The following is a 19,117-nucleotide window of genomic DNA, read 5'->3' on the forward strand; positions in this document are numbered from 1 at the left end:
CCCGACGACGTGCGCTCCCGACGAGAGGACCTCTCGACCGTGCCGTCACGCCCGACCGTCACCACCACCTCCGGCAGCCCGTTCCCCCGTCCGCGCGACCTGTTGCGCGTGGGGCCGCACGCCGGCGCCCACGTGCCCGCGCTCCGCGTGGCCGTCTCCGTCGTGCTGCCGCTCGCCGTGCTCGTCGCGATCGGCCACGCCGAGTGGGCGCCCTACGCGACGTTCGGCGCCTTCGCCTCGGCGTTCGGCCGCGGGCTCGGACGGGTGCAGCGCCTCGGCATGCAGCTCGAGGCGGGCGCCCTGCTCGTCGCGGCGGTCGTGCTCGGCACCGCGCTCTCGGCGGCGTCGCTGCCCGCCGTCGCGCTGGTGCCGGTCGTGGCCCTCGTGGCAGGGCTGGCCTCCGTGGTCGCCGACGTCCGCGGCTGGAACCCGCCCGGCCCCCTCTTCCCCGTGTTCGGGCTCGGTGTCTGCGCGTTCGTGCCGGCGGTCCCGTCGAGCATCGCGGTCGCCGCCGTCGTGTCGTCGCTGAGCGTGCTGCTCGCCCTGGCGACCTCGCTCGTCGGCCTCGCCCGACGGTCGGGCCGGCGGGCACTCGCCGAGCCCGGCGCCCGGACCCTCCGACGCCCCGTCGTCGCCGTCGACCTGCGCCGGGCGCTCCTGCACGCCGGGGTCTGCCTCGTGGCCTCGCTCGCGGCGGGCCTGCTCAGCGTCGGCCTCGGGCTGCAGAACCCGTACTGGGCGATGGTCTCCGCCGTGGTGCCCGTCGTCGGACGTGCGACCTCGGGTCAGCTGCTGAGGGCCGGCCAACGCCTCCTCGGCACGGTCGTCGGGCTGGGCCTCGCCGCGCTGCTGCTCGTCTGGCAGCCGAGCGCCGTCGCCCTCGTCGCCGCGTTCGGCGTGCTGCAGTTCGCGACCGAGCTCGTCGTCGCCCGCAACTACGGCCTCGCGCTCGTCTTCATCACGCCGATGGCGCTCGGCATGCCCGCGATCGGCGGAGCGCCGGTCGACGTGGCCGCACTGGTCGCGGCCCGCGGCGCCGACACGGCGATCGGGGTCGGCGTCGTCGTGCTCGTGCTGCTCGCGACGCACCGGCTGCGCAGCGCACCCGCCTGAGGCAGGGCCCGGCTGAGGGAGTGTCCGGCTGTCGCATCGCGTTCCGAGCACCACGTCACGTCGTGGCGGGACGCGATGCTCGGAACGAGATGTGGCGCGGCGCGGGCTGCCCTAGGAGGCGCGGTGCAGGCTGCCCTAGGAGGCGTCGGCCTGGGCGCGCGCCCGCCGGTCGCCCCGCGACCACCAGACCAGGTCGGCCACGCCCTGCGCGACGAGCAGCACGGCGACGACGCAGACGATCAGCGTGATCGTCTCGACCGGACCGCCGGAGGTGAGCGTGAGCAGCTGCACCACGAGCCCGAGCACGCCGAGGACGATCTCGAAGACGGGCGGCAGGACGGAGCCGGTCTTCGTCAGCGTGAACCAGGGGCGGCGGAGTTCGCTCATGAGGCGAGTCTAGGGACGACGTATCCTCGACCGAGCCGCCGCCAGGGCGGCACGACACGACTCGACAGCTCACAGGAGGCCATCGTGAGGACCCGGCAGGTGCACGTCGACCCCGACGTGCCCAACTGGCTGATGACCAAGCAGGGCGGACTCGTCCGCCCGGTCGTGACGGTCGTCTCCGCCGGCCTGCTCGCGGCCAGCATCCTCACGAGCCTGCTCGTCGGGGGCGGCAGCCTCACCGTCGTCGCCGTCGTGCTGCTGCTCGTGGCCGTCGCGGTGACCGCCTGGGCCGTCGTCGACGTCGTCTGGTGGACCGTCGGCGGTCGCCGGCGCATCGTCCGGCTCCCCCGCGACCCGGGCGCCTGAGGCCCTCCGCCCGCTGAGACATGCTCGGGAGGGCATGTTCGTGCCCCGCGATCCTGGCAACCGCACAGAGAACTGCGCCGTAAACTCGACCGATGCACCCGACCGGTGCTCACGATCTCCCGGCTGCCGACGACCACAGTTCGTCGCCCGAGCCGGTGCACACGCCCGAGACAATTCGACAGGGAGTCCCGTTGACAGGACACGCCACGACAGGCGCGGCGCCCACCGACGCCGCCCTCTTCGGAGCCGACGCCGCGACCCTCGAGGCCGACGCGATGGAGCGGGACGCCGCGGAGCGCGAGGCCGCGGAGCGCGAGCCCGCCGCCGTCGCCGCCGCACGAGATGCCGACGCCCCGGTCCCCGCCGTCGGCGCGGGCAACGCCACCACGCGTCACCGCAACGTCGCACTGCTCAGCGTCGCCAGCACGATGGCGACCCGCGTGACGACCTCGGCCAGCATCGACGAGAAGCTGCGCCCCGTGCTCAAGCGCCTCAAGCTGCCCACCGGCCTGCTGCAGCGCGTCGCGGGAGTCGACGAGCGCCGCAACTGGGCCGAGGGCCAGAGCTTCGACGAGGCCGCGATCGATGCTGGCAGGCGCGCCCTGGCCGAGGCGGGCGTCCGGCCTGACCAGGTCGGCCTGCTGATCAACACCTCCGTGACGCGGCCGCACCTCGAGCCCTCGGTGGCCGTCCGGCTGCACCACGGCCTCGGGCTGCCCTCGTCCGCCACGAACTTCGACATCGCGAACGCCTGCCTCGGCTTCGTCAACGGCATGACGCTCGCCGCACAGCTGATCGACGCCGGCCAGATCGACTACGCCGTGATCATCGACGGCGAGGACGCCGACGACGTCCAGGTCAACACGATCGACCGCCTCCTCACCAAGGGCTACGAGCGCGACGACTTCATGAGCGAGTTCGCGAGCCTGACGCTCGGCTCCGGCGCCGCGGCGGCCGTGATCGGACGTGCCGACCGCCACCCCGAGGGGCACCGCATCCTCGGCGGCGTCACGCGTGCGGCGACCGAGAACTACGACCTCTGCGTCGGCAGCGTCGACGGCATGTTCACCGACGCGAAGGCCCTGCTCAAGCGCGGCATGGAGCTCGTCGTCTCGGCCTGGAAAGAGGCAGCCCGCGACTGGAACTGGCAGCGCATGGACCGCTACATCATGCACCAGGTCAGCGACGTGCACACCGGCGCCTTCGTCAAGGCCGCGGGCATCGACCGCAAGCGCGTGCCGCTCACGTACCCGACCCTCGGCAACGTCGGCCCGGCGTCGATCCCGATCACCCTCGTCGAGGAGTCGCGCACCCTCTCGAAGGGCGATCGCGTGCTGCTGATGGGCGTCGGCTCCGGCATCAACACCGCGATGATGGAGCTCGCCTGGTGAGTCGCCTGCCCTCGGCCGCGCGGGCGACGTCGCCCGCGACGCTCCCCCCGGCCGGGCTCGAGGGCCTCGACCCGTCGTGGTCGCGGCTGGTGACCGTGCCTGCTGGAGGCGCCGAGCGCGTCGACCGCACCTGGCACCTCCTCGACAACGGTCCCGCCCTCGAGGCCCTCGGCGTCGAGCCCGTCGGCACCGTGCTCTGCGTGCACGGCAACCCGACCTGGTCGTACCTCTGGCGCCGCCTCGTGGCGCAGGCGACCGAGGCCGCCAAGGCCGGGCGACCCGCCTGGCGCGTCGTCGCCGTCGACCAGCTCGACATGGGCTTCTCCGAGCGCACCGGCGTCGAGCGGGGCCTGCCGCAGCGGGTCGCCGATCTCTCCGCGCTCACCGCCGAGCTGGGCCTCGACGGGCCCGTCGTCACCCTCGGGCACGACTGGGGCGGCGTCGTCTCGATGGGCTGGGCGGTCGACCACCCCGGTCAGCTCGCCGCGGTCACGATGCTCAACACCGCGATCCACCAGCCGGCGGACGAGCAGATCCCCGCGCCCTTGCGCCTCACGCTCGCCCGGGGAGTCCTCGGCCGGGCGACCGTGGCGACGACGGGGTTCATCGACGTGACGCTCGGGCTCGCTCGGCCCACGCTTCCGGACACCGTCCGCGCCGGTTACAAAGCCCCCTACCTCTCCGCCGACCGGCGCGGCGGCGTCGGCGGCTTCGTGGCCGACATCCCGGTCGACCAGCGGCACCCGAGCCGGGCCGAGCTCGACCGGATCGCGGGCGGGCTCCGCGACCTGACCGTGCCGAGCCTGATGCTCTGGGGCCCGCGCGACCCGATCTTCGGCGACCGCTACCTGGACGACCTCGTCGACCGCCTCCCGCACGCCGACGTGCACCGCTTCGAGGGCGCCGGGCACATGATCGCCGAGGAGGTCGACTACGCCGCGGCCGTGCTGACCTGGCTGGGCGACCGGTTCCCCGACGGGCCGAGCCGCGCCTCCTCGTCCGGTGACGACGCAGCGCCGACGACCGAAGCACCGACCCCGGATGCGCCGACGCCCGCAGCACCGGCACCCGTCGCACACGCCGAGGAGGCGCTCGGCACCCCCCAGGACCGCCCGCTCTGGTCGTACCTCGAGTCCCTCGCCGACAGCACCGAGGCCGCCCTGATCGAGATGGTGCCGCACGGTGCCGCCCGCGGCTCCGAACCGCGCCGGGTCAGCTGGCGACTGCTGAGCAGGCGCGTGCACGAGCTCGCGCTCGGCCTGCGCAAGCACGGCGTGCGAGCGGGCGACCGGGTGTCGCTGCTCGTGCAGCCAGGGGCAGACCTCACCGCCGTGCTCTACGCCTGCGTGCGGATCGGGGCGGTGGTCGTCGTCGCCGACGCCGGTCTCGGCGTCCGCGGGCTCACCCGTGCCGTGCGCGGCGCCTGGCCCGACCACGTCATCGGCCAGCTGCCCGGACTGACCGCGGCCCGTGCTCTCGGCTGGCCAGGACGCGTCGTCTCGACCCAGCGCCTCTCGCCCGTCCTGACGCGCACGCTCGGCGTCGAGACCTCGCTGCCCGAGATCGCCGCCCTCGGCCGCCGTGCCCACGAGGCCATGGCCGAGCTGCCAGGGGCACCTCCTGCCGAGGCACCCGCCGCGATCCTCTTCACGTCCGGCTCGACCGGGCCTGCCAAGGGCGTCGTCTACCGTCACGGCCACCTGACCGCGCTGCGGGACGCCCTCGCTGACCAGTACGGCGTCGGGCCCGGCACCGGCCTCGTCGCCGGCTTCGCGCCCTTCGCGCTGCTCGGCCCCGCGCTCGGAGCGACGAGCGTGACGCCCGACATGGACGTCACCTCGCCGCGCACGCTGACCGCCCGCGCCGTCGCGGCCGCGGCCGAGGCCGTCGACGCGACGGTCGTGTTCCTCTCCCCCGCCGCGCTGACCAACGTGGTCGCCACCGCCGACGAGCTCGACGACTCCGGTCGCCGTGCGCTCGCGGGCGTGCAGACGTTCCTCTCGGCCGGCGCCCCCGTCTCGGCATCGCTGCTCACCGCCGCGGGCGACCTGATGCCCGGAGCCGTGCCGCACACCCCCTACGGCATGACCGAGGGGCTGCTGATGACCGACGTCACGCTCGACGAGGTCCGCGAGGCCGCCAGCGACCCGTCGGCGAACGGGGTCTGCGTCGGGCGTCCCGCGCCGACCGTGCAGGTGCGCGTGGCTCCCCTCGACGAGGCGGGACGCGCCTCCGACACGTTCTCCGACGCCGCGGGCGTCACCGGCGAGATCGTCGTCTCCGCACCTCACCTCAAGCACGGCTACGACCGGCTGTGGCTGACCGACCGGGCCAGCGTGCGCGGCGTGGCCGACACGACCGGCGAGGCCGGTGCTGCAGTCGGGACCGACGCCTCCTCGGCCGGGTCGTCCGGTCGCTGGCACCGCACCGGCGACGTCGGGCACCTCGACGAGCAGGGCCGCCTCTGGGTCGAGGGGCGCCTGCCGCACGTCGTGACGACCGCCTCCGGCCCCCTGACCCCGGTCGCGGCCGAGCAGGCCGTCGAGTCGCTCGCGGGCATCGCCCGGGCAGCTGTCGTGGGTGTCGGACCAGCCGGCACGCAACAGGTCGTCGTGGTCGCCGAGGCCGCGCCTGCCGTGCGTCGTCCGGGGCTCGCCTCGGCCGAGCTCTCGGCGTCGGTCCGTGCTGCCGTCCACGGCGCCGTCGGCCATCGCGTCGCCGCCGCGCTCGTCGTGCCGGTGCTGCCGACCGACGTGCGCCACAACAGCAAGATCGACCGCGCTCGTCTCGCGGCGTGGGCCGAGTCGGTGCTGTCGGGCGGACGGATGCGCCGCCCGTGAGGGTGCTCGCGTCCCTGCGCGTTCCCGCGCGCACCGGGCGGGCGGGTTCGTCGTCGGCGGGCCGTCGTGGTCGCCCGTGCGCGACGAACACGACCGTTCACGCAGGCTCCGTGCCTGCCGCACCTGCCGAGGAGTCGCACCCGTGAGGGTGCTCGTCACCGGCGCGAGCGGCCTGCTCGGCGGCGCCGTCGCCCGCGCGGTCGCGGCGGCCGGGCACGAGGTCACCACCTTCCAGCGTCGGCCCTCAGGCGTCGCCGGGGTGCGCGACGTCGCCGGCTCGATGACCGACACCGCTGCCGTCTCGGCCGTGGTCGAGGGGCAGGAGGCGGTGGTCCACCTGGCCGCCAAGGTCTCGCTGGCGGGCGATCCCGCCGAGTTCGAGGCCGTCAACGTCGGGGGCACGAGCTCCCTGCTCGACGCGATGCGCGCCTCCGGCGTGGCCCGCCTCGTCTTCGTCTCGTCGCCCTCGGTTGCCCACGGAGGCGCCTCCATCGTCGGCGAGGACGCTGCGCCGGCATCCCCCTCGCGAGCACGCGGCGACTACGCCCGCACGAAGGCCGCGGCCGAGCTGCTCGCCCTGGCTGCGGCGACGGACGACCTGCGCGTCGTCGCCGTCCGGCCGCACCTGGTCTGGGGCCCTGGCGACACGCAGCTCGTCGAGCGCATCGTCGAGCGCGCCCGGCAGGGGCGGCTGCCGCTGCTCGACCACGGCGCCGCCCTGATCGACTCGACCTACGTCGACAACGCCGCCTCGGGCATCGCCGCCGCGCTCGAGCGGGTCGACGCCGCCTCGGGCCGCGCCTACGTGATCACGAACGGCGAACCGCGCACGGTCGCCGACCTGATGGCGGGGATCTGCGCCGCGGGCGGTGCACCCGTGCCGCGCCTCCGGGTGCCGGCCGCGGTCGCCCGGGCCGCGGGGTCGCTCGTCGAGCGCGTGTGGGCCGTGCGGCCGGGGGCCGACGAGCCGCCGATGACGCGGTTCCTCGCGGAGCAGCTCTCGACCGCGCACTGGTTCGACCAGCGACGCACGCAGCACGACCTGCAGTGGACGCCCGAGGTCTCGGTCGACGAGGGCCTCCGCCGCCTCGCCGCCTGGTACGCCGCGGGCAGCCCCGCCGTCTGACGCGCGCGCCCTGGCGCACACGCCCGCACGCCCGACGATCGAGTTGCCCCGAATTGCTGCCTTGCCACGCGCGAGGTGACCGTTCGGGGCAACTCGTCCGCGCCCACGGGCACACCCGCACGACCCGGGGATCGAGTTGCCCCGAATTGCTGCCTCGCCGCGCGCGAGGCGACCGATCGGGGCAACTCGCACGGTACGGCGGGCGGCGACTAGATGACCGCGTCCGACCAGGGGTCGGGGTTGCCGAAGCGGTGCGCCGTGATCGACACGGCCTGCTCCCGCAGGAACGGCAGCAGCTCGAGCCGCCCGGTCGGCGTGACCGCTGCGGCGAAGACCGCGACCGCCGGGTCGCCGCCGAGCGCGTCGGCGAGGGCCGAGGAGGCGGCTCCCGCGTCGTCAGCACCGGTCACGAGGCGCACGCGCTCGGTCCGCAGCCCGCCCGAGCGAACTCGCTCGTGCCAGGCGTCGTCGCTCTCGACCCTGATCGCCCCGACGCCGAGGCCGAGCGACGACACGAACGCCTCGGGCAGGGCCGTGGCGACGGAGGCCGTGAACGGCGAGCCCGAGCGGACGCCGGCGAGGAGCACGCGGACGACGTCGGCGAGGGAGGCGCCCTCGGCAGCGCGCACCGTCACCGCGAGCGGGCGGTAGCGCAGGAGGTCGCGCTCGAGGCCGAGCTGGCTGACGTCGCGGGCGACGCCGAACTCCGCCTGCCAGAAGTGCTCGTCGGTGGCGACGGCCGCGGCGACCAGGTCGGCGTCGGCCCCGAGCGACGGGGTCGCGGCGCGCAGGGCGGCGGCGACGGCCTTCGCGGGCAGCGCCTCCTGAGAAGCAGCACCGGCGAGCGTCGTGGGCTGCCACGAACCGAGGTGCACGAGGTAGTTCGGGCCGCCGGCCTTGGCCCCGGCGCCGACCGACGACTTCTTCCAGCCGCCGAACGGCTGACGACGGACGACAGCGCCGGTGATGCCGCGGTTCACGTAGAGGTTGCCGGCCTCGACGCCGTCGAGCCAGGTCGTCAGCTCGGCAGGGTCGAGGGTGTGCAGCCCGGCCGTGAGGCCGTAGTCGGTGGCGTTCTGCAGGGCGATCGCCTCGTCGAGGGTCGCGGCGGTCATGACGCCGAGCACCGGTCCGAAGTACTCGGTCAGGTGGAACTCGCTGCCTGCCGCGACTCCGGCGCGCACGCCGGGCGACCAGAGGCGGCCGCTGTCGTCGAGCTGGCGGGGCTCGACGAGCCACGACTCCCCCGCGCCCAAGGTCGTGAGGGCGCGCTCGAGCTTGCCCGAGGCAGGCTCGATGATCGGGCCCATCTGGGTCGTGGGCTCGGACGGGTACCCCACGCGCATCGTGGAGGCCGCGTCGACGAGCTGGCGGCGGAACCGCTCCGAGCTGCCGACCGAGCCGACGAGGATCACGAGGCTCGCCGCCGAGCACTTCTGCCCCGCGTGACCGAAGGCGGACTTGATCACGTCGGCGGCCGCGAGGTCGAGGTCGGCGCTCGGCGTGACGATGATGGCGTTCTTGCCGCTCGTCTCGGCGAGCAGCGGCAGGTCGGTGCGCCAGCTCGTGAAGAGCGCGGCCGTCTCGAAGGCACCGGTGAGGATCACCCGGTCGACCGAGGGGTGCGAGACGAGGTGGCGGCCGAGGTCGCCCTCGTCGACGTCGACGAGCCGGAGCACGTCTCGGGGCACGCCGGCCTCCCACAGCGCCTCGACCATCACGGCGCCGCAGCGCTTCGCCTGGCCGGCGGGCTTGACGACGACGCTGCTGCCCGCGGCGAGCGCGGCCAGGGTCGAGCCGGCGGGGATCGCGACGGGGAAGTTCCACGGCGGGGTGACGAGCGTCAGCCGCTCGGGCACGAAGTCGGCGCCGTCGACGACGTCGAGTTCTTCTGCGAGGTGGGCGTACCAGTTGGCGAAGTCGATCGCCTCGCTCACCTCGACGTCGCCCTCGGCGACGGTCTTGCCGGTCTCGCTCGCCGCGACCTCCATCAGGTCGGCCCGTCGGGCGGCCAGCGTGACGGCGGCGGCTCGGAGCACCTCGGCCCGGCCCGCGCCTCCTCGTGCCGCCCAGGCGGGCTGGGCCGCGACCGCTCCGGCGACGATCTCGTCGAGCACGGAGGCGTCGGTCACCCGAGCCTGCTCGATCAGGTCGACTCCGAGCACCGAGTCGACGGAGCGGCGCTGGATCTCGCGGCCCCAGGTGCGGTTGTCGGCCTTGGCGGGGTCGGTGTCGGGCTCGTTGTCGAAGCCGCTGCCGGCTTCGCGGGGCCGGAGCGCCTGCGCGCCGTCGAGCCGGCTCTGCACGCGGTGCGGGGCCGGCGCCTCGACGTCGACGTCAGCGAGCGAGGCGAGGAAGCGGCCCTTCTCGCGCTCGAACATCGCCTCGTTCGAGGCCAGCTCGAAGACGGCCGACATGAAGTTCTCGCTCGAGGCGTTCTCCTCGAGGCGGCGGATCAGGTAGCTGATGGCGACGTCGAACTCGCGCGGGTGCACGACCGGCGTGTAGAGCAGCAGCCCGCCGACGTCGGCCTTGACGAGCTCGGCCTGCCCCTCGGCCATGCCGAGCAGCATCTCGAACTCGACCCGGTCGCCGACGCCGCGCGCCTCGGCGAGGAGGTGCGCGAAGGCGATGTCGAAGAGGTTGTGGCCCGCGACGCCGATCTTCACCGCGCGCGTGCGCTCGGGCGTCAGCGCCCAGGCGAGGACGCGCTTGTAGTTCGTGTCGCTGGCCTTCTTGGTGTCGTAGGTGGCGAGCGGCCACTCGTGCACGACGGCGTCGACGGTCTCCATCGCGAGGTTCGCGCCCTTGACCACGCGGACCTTGACGGAGGCCCCGCCCGCGTCGACCCGTCGGGTCGCCCACTCGGTCAGGCCCTGCAGCGCGCCGAGCGCGTCGGGCAGGTAGGTCTGCAGCACGATGCCTGCTTCGAGGCCCTGCAGCTGCGGCTGGTCGAGGAGGCGCGTGAAGACCGCGATCGTCAGGTCGAGGTCGCGGTACTCCTCCATGTCGAGGTTGATGAACTTGGGCTCGCGCGAGCGGGCGGCCAGCTCGTAGAGGGGCGTGAGCTTCTCGACGACGCGCTCGACGGTCTCGTCGAAGGCCCACATCGAGAGCTGGCTGACGATCGAGGAGACCTTGATCGACACGTAGTCGACGTCGTCGCGCTCGAGCAGCGCCCGGGTGCCCGCCAGGCGGTGCTCGGCCTCGGCGTCGCCGAGCACGGCCTCGCCGAGCAGGTTGAGGTTGAGGCGCGTGCCCTCCGCCTTGATGTTGCTGATGGCCGCGCCGAGCTTCGCGGGCCGGGCGTCGGCGATGAGGTGGCCGACCATGCCGCGCAGCACGCGTCGGGCGACGGGCACGACGACGCCGGGCAGCACGGGGGCGACGACGCCGCCGACCCGGACGGCGCCGCGCATGTACCAGGGCAGGAAGGCGGGGACCTGCGACGCGAGGCGCGACAGGTTGCGGGCTGCCACGCTGAGGTCCTCGGGGCGGACGACCCGGTCGACGAACCCGATGGTGAAGGCGAGGCCCGACTCGTCCTTGAGCACCTGCGCCAGCAGGTGGGCCGAGTCGGTGCTGGGGGCCGACGAGGCCTCGTGCGCCCACCGGCGGGCCAGGGCGACGGCGTCGTCGCCGATCGACTCGGGGAGAGCAGCAGCTGCCGGCCTGGCCGGCTGGTCGATGGTGGTCATGCGGTCACGATAAGTCCGGAACTTGCCAGGTGGCAAGGTTTGACACACGACCGTAACGTGGCGGCCTGCTCGTGCCTCCTGCACAGGCGACCGACGCCTCCTCGGCACGGCCTGCGACCGACCCGTCCTCTGGTGGGCGGGCCTCGCGGCTGGTACTTTCACCACGTCGCCGAACCAGGGGGTCCGGTGACGTCACCCCACGTCGGAGGCGCGCAGATGGCGATGATCGAGGCCTCGGGCCTGACCAAGACGTACCGCTCGAAGTCGGGCCCTGTCCACGCCCTGACCGGCTTCGACCTGAGCGTGCCCGAGGGCACGGTCAAGGCGCTGCTCGGGCCGAACGGCGCCGGCAAGACCACGGTGGTCAAGATGCTGACGACCCTCGAGGTGCCCGACGCGGGCACGGCGCACATCAACGGGATCGACGTCGTGGCCGACCCGCAGGCGACCCGCCGCACCATCGGCGTCTCCGGCCAGTACGCGGCCGTCGACGAGAACCTCACCGGCTTCGAGAACCTCGACATGATCGGCCGGCTCTACCACCTGGGCACGAAGGTGTCGCGCGAGCGGGCCCGCGAGCTGATCGACGTCTTCGACCTGTCCGCGGCCGGCGACCGCCCCGTCAAGGGGTTCTCGGGCGGCATGCGGCGACGCATCGACCTGGCGGGCGCGCTCGTGACGAACCCGCGGGTGCTGTTCCTCGACGAGCCGACGACCGGGCTCGACCCCCGCAGCCGCCTCGCCCTGTGGGACATCATCACCTCGCTCGTCGCGGGCGGCACCACGGTGCTGCTGACGACGCAGTACCTGGAGGAGGCGGACCGGCTGGCCGACGACATCGCCGTCATCGACGGCGGCCGCGTCATCGCCGAGGGCACCGCCGACCACCTCAAGGCCCAGGTGGGCGGGCACCGCCTCGTCGTCGCCCTCGTCGACGAGGCCCGTGCGGGCCAGACGCTCGAGGTGCTGCGGCGACACGGCGACGCCGAGCCGACGCTCGGCAGCGACGGCCGGCAGGTCGAGGTCGCCGTCACCGACGGCCCGACCGCCCTGCAGCGCACGCTCGCCGACCTCGGCGCCGCGGGCATCGAGCTGCACGACGCCGGCATGCGCCGCCCCACGCTCGACGACGTGTTCCTGCAGCTGACCGGGCGCAAGGCCGGCCCTGACGACGACGCCGACCCCGACACGGGCTCGGTTGCGACCGGCGGCCGGGCGGGCCGGGCAGGCCGTGCCGCTCGCCGCGACGAGAAGAAGAAGGAGGCGCGGCGATGACCGCGACGACGAGCGCCCTCGCGCAGACCCTCACGCCCCTCGGCCCCACGGGGATCGGCACCTGGGCCTCCGACGGCTGGACGGTGACGAAGCGCAACCTGATCAAGGTGAAGCGCTCGCCCGACATGTTGATCTTCGCCGTGCTGCAGCCGATCATGTTCGTGCTGCTCTTCAGCCAGGTCTACGGCGGCGCGATCGCCGTGCAGGGCACCGACTACACGCAGTTCCTGATGGCCGGCATCTTCGCCCAGACCGTCGTCTTCGGCTCGACCTTCTCGGGCGCCGCGATGGCGCAAGACCTGAAGGAGGGGATCATCGACCGGTTCCGCACCCTGCCGATGAGCCCCTCGGCGGTGCTGATCGGGAGGACGAACAGCGACCTCGCGCTCAACTCGATCTCGATGGTGATCATGATGCTCACCGGCCTCGCGGTCGGCTGGCGGGTGAACACGCCGCCGCTGATGTTCCTCGGGGGCATCGCGCTGCTGCTGCTCTTCAGCTACTCGTTCAGCTGGGTGATGGCGCTGCTCGGCATGAGCGTCAAGACGCCGGAGACGATCAACAACGCGTCGTTCATGATCCTGTTCCCGCTCACGTTCATCTCGAACGCCTTCGTGCCGAGCGACACCCTGCCGACGGTGCTGCGGGTCTTCGCCGAGTGGAACCCGGTGTCGTCGCTCGTGCAGGCCGCCCGCACGTCGTTCGGCAACCTCGGCGACACCCCCGTGCCTGACATCTGGACCCTGCAGCACCCGTACGTCACCGTGCTCGTCGGCCTCGCGGTCATGCTCGTCGTCTTCGTGCCGCTGAGCATCCGCAAGTTCCAGCGCATCAGCGCGAAGTAGGCACAGCCCAGCGCATCAGCGCGGGGTAGGCACAGCCCAGCGCATCAGCGCGGGGTAGGCACAGCCCAGCGGATCAACGCGAAGTAGCCGCGGCCACCTCGTTGCGCACGGCCTCGTCGAGCTGCTCGGTCGGCACCGTCACGACCGTGCCGATCACGAGCCGCATCAGGTCGGCGACCTGAACCTCGTCGCGCCGGTACAGCCACTGCAGCTGCAGGCCGTCCTGCACGGCCAGCACGACGCGGGCCGCCGACTCGGCGGTGAAGCCGTCCCGCAGCCAGCCGCGCGCCTCCGCGACGGCGAGGTACGCCGAGGTCGACCCGATGATGCGGTCGTAGTGGTCGGCGTAGTAGTCGTGGGCCGGGTGATCGGTCGACGTGGCCTCGGCCGACGCCGTGATGAACAGCGAGATGACGGCGGGCACGTCGACGTTGTACTCGGCGAGCGCGACGAGCTCGGCGAGGCGCATGCCGCCCTCGTCGTCGAAGTGCTGCCGGAGGCGCTCGTCACGTCGACGGAGGACGGCCATGAGTAGCTCGTCCTTGGTCGCGAAGTAGTGCATCAACGACTGGTGCGAGACGCCGCAGCTGCGGGCGATCTCGCGCAGCGAGGCACCGTGGAAGCCGACCTTGCCGAAGACGGGCAGGGCCGCCTCGAGGATCGCCTCGCGCTTGGCGACGCCCTTGCGGTAGCGGCCTGGCGGGGCGGCGGGCTCGTCGAGTGCGGACATCGGGGCCAGCCTAGGGCGGGCGGCGATCGGTCGCACCGCCTCCTGGTCCCCCATGAGCCGAGCGTAGGCTCGCCGCGTGAGGTGGTCGCTGCTGCGCATCCCGGCGTTCCGCGCCCTGTGGGTCGGACGTCTGCTGTCGTGGGTGGTCGGCGGGCTGGCCCCTCTCGCCCTCGTCTTCGCGGCCGTCGACCTCGGCGCGGACGCGACGCAGCTCGGCCTCGTCGTGGCGGCTCGCGCGGTGCCGAACGTGGTGCTCGTGCTCGTGGGCGGCGCCCTCGCGGACCGGCTGCCGCGGCGCCTGGTGGCCACCGCCTCCTCGGTGGTCTCGGCCGCCTCCCTGGTGGCTGCAGGGGTGCTGCTGCTGACGGGGCGCGAGACCCTGGTGACGCTGGCCGTCGCGGCCGCCCTGACGGGCGCCGCCGCCGCGTTCTTCGGACCGGCCTCGAGCGCGATGCTGCGCGACGTGCTCGTCGAGCCCCTCGTCCGCGACGGCACCGTGCTGGCGCGCATCAGCATGAACGTCGGCCTGATCGTCGGCACGGCCGTCGGAGGCGCGCTCGTCGGCGTCGCGGGGACGGGCAGCGCTCTGCTGGTCGGCGCCGGTTTGTCGGTGGTGGCCGCGCTGGCCTTCGCACGCGTCCCGCGCTCGGTGACGGGCGCCTCCGGCTCGGGGTCGCTGCTGCACGACCTGGGCTCGGGGATCGGCTTCGTGGCGCGGTCGCCGTGGCTGCGGGCGACCCTGGCGCTCGCGTTCGTGCACCAGCTCAGCTTCGCGGGCGGGGTGCAGGTGATCGGGCCGCTCGTGGCGGACGAGTCGTTCGGCCGCGTGCTGTGGGGCTTCGCCGGCGCGGTCCAGACGCTGGGCCTGGTCGTGGGCGCGGTGTGGGCAGGCAAGCTCCGCGGACGCCTGCGCCTGGCGGTCGCGTGCCTGGCGACGTCGGCGCTGGTGCTGCCCCTCGTGCTGCTCGCGGGGGCGCACCTCGACCAGCCGGAGGTGCTGGACGCGCCCTACGTCGATCCGCTGCACTGGGCGTTCTGGCTCTGCCTCGGCCTCTTCGTGTCGAGCGTCGGCCTCGAGCTGTTCACGGTCCCGCTCGACGTGGCGATCCAGACGCTGGTGCCGCGGGCCTACCTCGGCCGGGTCTTCGGTGCGCTGACGCTGGCGACGCTGGCGGGCATCCCCGTCGGCGAGCTCGTGGTCGGGCCCCTGGCCGGTCGCTTCGGCACGCCATCCGCCCTGCTGGTGCTGGCGGGCCTGATCGCCGTCGTCGCCGTGGCGGTCGCCGTCAGCCCGCGGGTGCGCCGGATCGACGCACCCGCGGCCCAGTCGGCCGACGAGCGGGTCGGCCAGGAGTAGCTCGACGAGGAGCCGTCCGATCAGCGGTAGTCGCCCCGCGCGATCGCCTCGGCGTACTTGCGCACGTCCGGGCCGGGCTCGTAGTCGATGAACCGGCCCTTCAGGCGCTCGTTCAGCGAGGCGAACGCGGGCTCCCAGTCGTCGCCCTCGTGCTCGGCCGCGACCTCGCGGACGGCGTCCTGCAGCACGCGGTCGGCGTCCGTGAGGATCTTGTCGCGGGCTTCCTGGTTCCAGGTGACGTCGGTCAGATCTGCCATGGTGCTGGTCCCCTACTTCTTCTTCGAGAGGGCCGACTCCTTGTGAGCCGCCTCCGCGTCGGTCTTGTCGCTCTTCACGATGAAGTACGGCTCGTCGTCGGACGCCTTGAACTTCTGGCCGTCGAACTGGAACTCCTTCACGCGCTTGTCCACCACGGTGCCGTGGGTCTCGCCCTGCGGCGTCTTCCACGTCACGTGGTCGCCCTTGCTGAACGTCATCGTGCCTCCTCAGGCTGTCGGATGCGCTGGACGGTACCCGCGCCTCCTCGGGCCTTCCCGGGCGGGGCACAGGCAGGGCGCGCCCCGGGGTCGGTCCCGCTGCGTGAGCCTGCCGGGTCGGCTGCGTCAGCTGCGCAGCGCGTCGAGCGCGGCGGTCACGCGTCGCTCGCGCGTCACATCGGTCTTCGCGTCGGCGATCGGCAGCGTCAGGGCCGCCTGCCTGCTGGGCGAGAGGGCGTCGAAGGAGGCGCGGAGGGCGTCGTCCCCGGCCCACGCCTCGGCGAGCGCGGCGGGTACCTCGACCACCCGGGGCTCCGTGTCGAGCACCAGCGTCACCTCCACCTGCTGGCCGCCGACCAGCCCGGAGGCCCGCCGGTGCTCGGCGCTGAGCGACACGAGGGACCGGCCGCCCATGCTGCCCACCGTGTTGCGGTACGTGTAGGGCTCGGTGGGGGCGTCGCCGGTGCCGTGCACCGTCACGACGACGGCCGGGCGCTTCCCGGCGCCGAGCACCGCGAGCTCGTCGGGCGGCACCACGAGTCCGGTGACGCCCGGGCGGGCCTCGAACACGACGGTGGGGAAGGTGACGGGAGGCACGGAGTCGGTCATGGGCAGAGGGTAGGGCGCTCGCGCGTCCGCGGGGAAGGGGCGCAGACGACGAGGCGGCGCCTGCGGGACCGCGGCCGCGCCTCCTCGACCCTGACCGCGCCTCCTCGTCCTGGCCCGCGCCTCCTCGTCAGACGGAGATGCCGCCGTCGGTCGTGATGAGCTGGCCGGTGACCCAGCGACCCTCGGGCGACATCAGGAACCGGACGGTGCGCGAGACGTCCTCGGGGGTGCCGAGGCGGCCCGTCGGCTGCAGCGCGGTCAGCGTGCGGCGGGTGTCGTCGTCCATCCAGCCGGTGTCGACCGGTCCGGGGTTGACGGCGTTCGACGAGATGCCGAGGTGTGCCAGCTCGCGGGCGGCCGCGATCACGATGCGGTCGAGCGCGCCCTTGCTCGCGCCGTAGGGCAGGTTGTGCACGGTGTGGTCGCTCGTGAGCGCCACGACGCGGGCGCCGTCGGGCAGCTCGTCGAGGGGAGGCAGCTGCTCGGCCAGCCCCTTGATGCACAGCCAGGCGGCGCGCGTGTTGACGGCGAAGTGCCGGTCGAAGGCCTCGACGGAGGTGTCGAGGATCGACGAGTCGAAGCTCTGCGAGTGCGACAGGACGAGTCCGGTGACGGGGCCGAGGTCGGCGTTCACCTGAGCGAGGAGGCGGACGGGGGTCTCGGCGTCGGAGAGGTCGGCCTGGTACACGCGGGCCCTCCGGCCGAGGCACTCCACCTCAGCGACCAGCTCGGAGAGGTCGCCAGGGCGCGCACCCCAGCTCATGGAGTCGTCGTACGGGTCCCAGGTGGCGAGGGCCAGGTCCCAGCCGTCGGCGGCGAGGTCGCGGGCGATCGCGCGGCCGATGCTCTCGCGCCGTCCGGCGCCGGTCAGGAGGCAGGTCTTCGTCGACATGCAGCCAGCGTAGGGGGCGGGTGGCTCGCTCTCGCTCTCGCTCTCGCTCTCGCTCTCGCGGCGATCGAGTTGCCCCTTCTTGCTGCCTCAGGCCGCGCGAGGCAGCAAGAAGGGGCAAGTCGCACGTCTCGGCGCGAGCTCGTCGAGCAGGGTCAGCCCGCGAGCTCGTCGAGCAGGGCGGCGAGCCGGTCGAGGTCGCGCCCGACGGCCTCGACGTCGGCCGCGAAGTCGGCGTCGGAGGTGCCAGGCCGCCTGAACAGCGTGAACACCACCTCGCTGCCCTGGTCGTTGGCCAGCACGCGGAGGGGGTTGTGCACGACCGTGCCGTCGGGGAGCGTCACGTCGTGGTCGAGCACGCCGAGCTCGACGGGCCCGGTGAACGCCACCTCGACGACGCCCATCGGCGAGTCGGCGAGCCACCGCCCGGCCTCGTGCCGGACGCCGCTGCTGAGGCCGGTCGCCCACGACGGCAGCCGAGCCGGGTCGCCCGCGACCCGCGCGACGGTCGCGACGTCGTGCTCGATCGCGCGGGAGACGTGCACGGCGGGCCAGGTCATGCGGGGACGGTACCAGCGCGGCCGGCGCTCCGCCACGTCGCCGGGGGCGTCGTCACCGGCACGGCAGAACTGTGGGAGCTAGTGCCCGCGCCGCGCCTGCCAGCGGTTGACGAAGAACACCACGATGCCGACGACGGCCAGCACGACGCCCATCACGAGCCAGACGGGGTCGTCGCCCGGGCTGCGTCCGACCAGCGCCCGGACGACGAGGAACAGCCCGACCACGACCGCCACCCAGGGCATGACGTCGCGCAGGGGGTTGAACCGCAGACGCCGGAACCGCCTCGGGACGGTGTCGTCGCCGTCGCTGCTCTCGCTCATGCCCGCCAGCATGCCAGCCCGGTCGGGCTGGCGGGGCTCGTCCTGTGTGGTTCGGGGCCGCGCCTCCTCGTCATCCAGGAAGCTGCGACGCTCCGGTCCTGATCCGTGCACGGATCAGGAGGCAGAGTCCCCCTGTCGCGAAGATCAGGACTCGTCTTCCTGAATGAGGAGGGGCGGGTCAGGAGGGGCGGGTCAGCGGCCGCGGCGCGGGCGGCTGCGGCCGGTGCCGCGCTGCGGCCCGCCGCGACCGCCGGGCGGCGTCTTCTTCTGGCCTAGGCCCGAGCCGCGACCGCCGGCCGCGCCGCCCTTGCCGGGACCCTTGGCCTTCGCGGCGGGCGCCTCCTGCGCGTCGTCGTCGCGCCTCCTCGACCGGCTGCTGTTGCGGGTGCGTCCGCGGACGACGCCGATGAAGTCGTCGATGTCGTCGTCGAGCTCGCCGATCGGCCAGACGAGCGCGATCGTGGTCGGGCGCACGTCGGAGAGGAACCGGTGCGTCACGCCCGAGCGTCCGTGCAGCCTCGCGAGCGACTGCGGCATCACCGCGACGCCGGAGCCGGTCGCCACCACCTCGATCGCCTGGGCCTCGTCGAGCGCGGGGTCGAGGTCGTGCCGCACCTCGCCGGCCAGGTCGTCGAGCGAGAGCTCGTCGTCCTTGCCCGCGGCGGCGAGGGGGTGTTCCTTGCCGAAGCAGACGACCGCGCGCTCGTCGTAGAGCGCGATGGACGAGAAGTCGTCGCCGAGCGCGAGCGGCAGCCGGGCGAGCACCATGTCGACGCGGTCGTCGCCGCGCAGCACGTCGAGCACCTCTGTCACGTCGCCCGTCACCTCGACCACGTCGAGGGGCAGGTCCGCGCGACGCTCCTCCCAGAGCCGCGACCACTTCGAGAGGGTCACGCCTGGCACGAAGCCGATGCGGAAGGAGGCGCGGCTCGGCTCGGTCGTCATCGCGCCAGGCTACCGGGCAGCCTGCGTCCCGCGGCCCGGGGCCGACCCCGCGCGCCTGCTCACGCCCCGCCACCGCGGCCGCTGCTCCGGACCCCGCGCCCCCGCACCCCGCACCCCGCACCCCGCCTCCGCCTCCGCTCGCCGGCTCCCCCACCTCGAACAGTCGAGGCCACACGGGCGCGGAACGGG

General features: G+C 73.8%; 18 protein-coding genes. 8 read left to right on the forward strand and 10 right to left on the reverse strand.

Translation table 11 applies throughout. The features are described 5' to 3' along the window. The first annotated feature begins 39 nt into the window (after window positions 1–39). Window positions 40–1,113, forward strand: a complete 1,074-nt coding sequence (locus JOE35_RS15920) for an FUSC family protein (protein ID WP_209561530.1) — start codon at window positions 40–42, stop codon at window positions 1,111–1,113. A 135-nt stretch (window positions 1,114–1,248) separates the two neighbouring features. Here JOE35_RS15920 and JOE35_RS13795 read toward each other — a convergent pair whose 3' ends face one another. After that, window positions 1,249–1,500 (reverse strand): hypothetical protein, encoded by a 252-nt coding sequence (locus JOE35_RS13795; protein ID WP_209561531.1) that lies wholly within the window; start codon window positions 1,498–1,500, stop codon window positions 1,249–1,251. Window positions 1,501–1,584: 84 nt separating this feature from the next. Here JOE35_RS13795 and JOE35_RS13800 point away from each other — a divergent pair, with 84 nt between their 5' ends. The 4 genes from JOE35_RS13800 (at window position 1,585) to JOE35_RS13815 (ending at window position 7,223) form a co-directional block, all read left to right on the forward strand. After that, window positions 1,585–1,866, forward strand: coding sequence for a hypothetical protein (locus JOE35_RS13800; RefSeq protein ID WP_209561532.1), 282 nt, complete (start codon window positions 1,585–1,587; stop codon window positions 1,864–1,866). Between the two features lie 428 nt (window positions 1,867–2,294). Further along, window positions 2,295–3,257, forward strand: coding sequence for a 3-oxoacyl-ACP synthase III (locus JOE35_RS13805; protein ID WP_245186722.1), 963 nt, complete (start codon window positions 2,295–2,297; stop codon window positions 3,255–3,257). Continuing rightward, window positions 3,254–6,097 (forward strand): alpha/beta fold hydrolase, encoded by a 2,844-nt coding sequence (locus tag JOE35_RS13810; protein WP_374099710.1) that lies wholly within the window; start codon window positions 3,254–3,256, stop codon window positions 6,095–6,097. Before JOE35_RS13805 ends, JOE35_RS13810 begins: the two co-directional genes overlap by 4 nt. 142 nt (window positions 6,098–6,239) lie before the next feature. Next, window positions 6,240–7,223: an NAD(P)-dependent oxidoreductase gene (locus JOE35_RS13815; RefSeq protein ID WP_209561533.1), complete on the forward strand. Its 984-nt coding sequence runs from the start codon at window positions 6,240–6,242 to the stop codon at window positions 7,221–7,223. 209 nt (window positions 7,224–7,432) lie between these two features. On the opposite strand, the gene JOE35_RS13820 is transcribed toward JOE35_RS13815, so the two are convergent. Next, window positions 7,433–10,921, reverse strand: coding sequence for a bifunctional proline dehydrogenase/L-glutamate gamma-semialdehyde dehydrogenase (locus tag JOE35_RS13820; protein WP_209561534.1), 3,489 nt, complete (start codon window positions 10,919–10,921; stop codon window positions 7,433–7,435). Window positions 10,922–11,137: 216 nt separating this feature from the next. Between JOE35_RS13820 and JOE35_RS13825 the strand changes: the two genes are divergently transcribed. Both JOE35_RS13825 and JOE35_RS13830 read left to right on the forward strand, forming a co-directional pair. After that, window positions 11,138–12,196, forward strand: coding sequence for an ATP-binding cassette domain-containing protein (locus JOE35_RS13825; protein WP_209562094.1), 1,059 nt, complete (start codon window positions 11,138–11,140; stop codon window positions 12,194–12,196). Further along, window positions 12,193–13,041 carry an ABC transporter permease gene (locus JOE35_RS13830; RefSeq protein WP_209561535.1) on the forward strand — a complete coding sequence of 283 codons (849 nt, stop codon included), beginning with the start codon at window positions 12,193–12,195 and terminating at the stop codon, window positions 13,039–13,041. The genes JOE35_RS13825 and JOE35_RS13830 overlap by 4 nt, the downstream gene beginning before the upstream one ends. A 73-nt stretch (window positions 13,042–13,114) precedes the next feature. Here JOE35_RS13830 and JOE35_RS13835 read toward each other — a convergent pair whose 3' ends face one another. Next, window positions 13,115–13,771 carry a TetR/AcrR family transcriptional regulator gene (locus JOE35_RS13835; protein ID WP_209561536.1) on the reverse strand — a complete coding sequence of 219 codons (657 nt, stop codon included), beginning with the start codon at window positions 13,769–13,771 and terminating at the stop codon, window positions 13,115–13,117. Between the two features lie 76 nt (window positions 13,772–13,847). Between JOE35_RS13835 and JOE35_RS13840 the strand changes: the two genes are divergently transcribed. Continuing rightward, on the forward strand, window positions 13,848–15,128 hold the full coding sequence (locus JOE35_RS13840; RefSeq protein WP_209561537.1) for an MFS transporter: 1,281 nt from the start codon (window positions 13,848–13,850) through the stop codon (window positions 15,126–15,128). Window positions 15,129–15,148: 20 nt separating this feature from the next. Here JOE35_RS13840 and JOE35_RS13845 read toward each other — a convergent pair whose 3' ends face one another. From JOE35_RS13845 to JOE35_RS13875, 7 genes are all read right to left on the reverse strand, one after another. Continuing rightward, window positions 15,149–15,385 (reverse strand): hypothetical protein, encoded by a 237-nt coding sequence (locus JOE35_RS13845; protein WP_209561538.1) that lies wholly within the window; start codon window positions 15,383–15,385, stop codon window positions 15,149–15,151. Window positions 15,386–15,397: 12 nt separating this feature from the next. After that, window positions 15,398–15,604, reverse strand: a complete 207-nt coding sequence (locus tag JOE35_RS13850; RefSeq protein ID WP_209561539.1) for a DUF2945 domain-containing protein — start codon at window positions 15,602–15,604, stop codon at window positions 15,398–15,400. 126 nt (window positions 15,605–15,730) lie between these two features. Beyond that, window positions 15,731–16,213, reverse strand: a complete 483-nt coding sequence (locus JOE35_RS13855) for a YdeI/OmpD-associated family protein (RefSeq protein ID WP_209561540.1) — start codon at window positions 16,211–16,213, stop codon at window positions 15,731–15,733. Between the two features lie 127 nt (window positions 16,214–16,340). Then, window positions 16,341–17,105, reverse strand: a complete 765-nt coding sequence (locus JOE35_RS13860; RefSeq protein ID WP_209561541.1) for an SDR family oxidoreductase — start codon at window positions 17,103–17,105, stop codon at window positions 16,341–16,343. Between the two features lie 152 nt (window positions 17,106–17,257). Next, window positions 17,258–17,662 carry an SRPBCC family protein gene (locus JOE35_RS13865; RefSeq protein WP_209561542.1) on the reverse strand — a complete coding sequence of 135 codons (405 nt, stop codon included), beginning with the start codon at window positions 17,660–17,662 and terminating at the stop codon, window positions 17,258–17,260. Between the two features lie 78 nt (window positions 17,663–17,740). Beyond that, the gene (locus tag JOE35_RS13870) at window positions 17,741–17,983 is read right to left on the reverse strand and encodes a hypothetical protein (RefSeq protein ID WP_209561543.1); all 243 of its coding nucleotides are present in this window, start codon (window positions 17,981–17,983) and stop codon (window positions 17,741–17,743) included. Between the two features lie 192 nt (window positions 17,984–18,175). Then, a complete protein-coding gene (locus tag JOE35_RS13875) occupies window positions 18,176–18,928 on the reverse strand; it encodes a LysR family transcriptional regulator substrate-binding protein (RefSeq protein ID WP_209561544.1) in 753 nt (250 codons plus the stop codon). Window positions 18,929–19,117 lie beyond the last annotated feature (189 nt).

Origin of the sequence: Frigoribacterium sp. PvP032 (genome assembly GCF_017833035.1) — a bacterium.
Classification (GTDB): Bacteria; Actinomycetota; Actinomycetes; order Actinomycetales; family Microbacteriaceae; genus Frigoribacterium.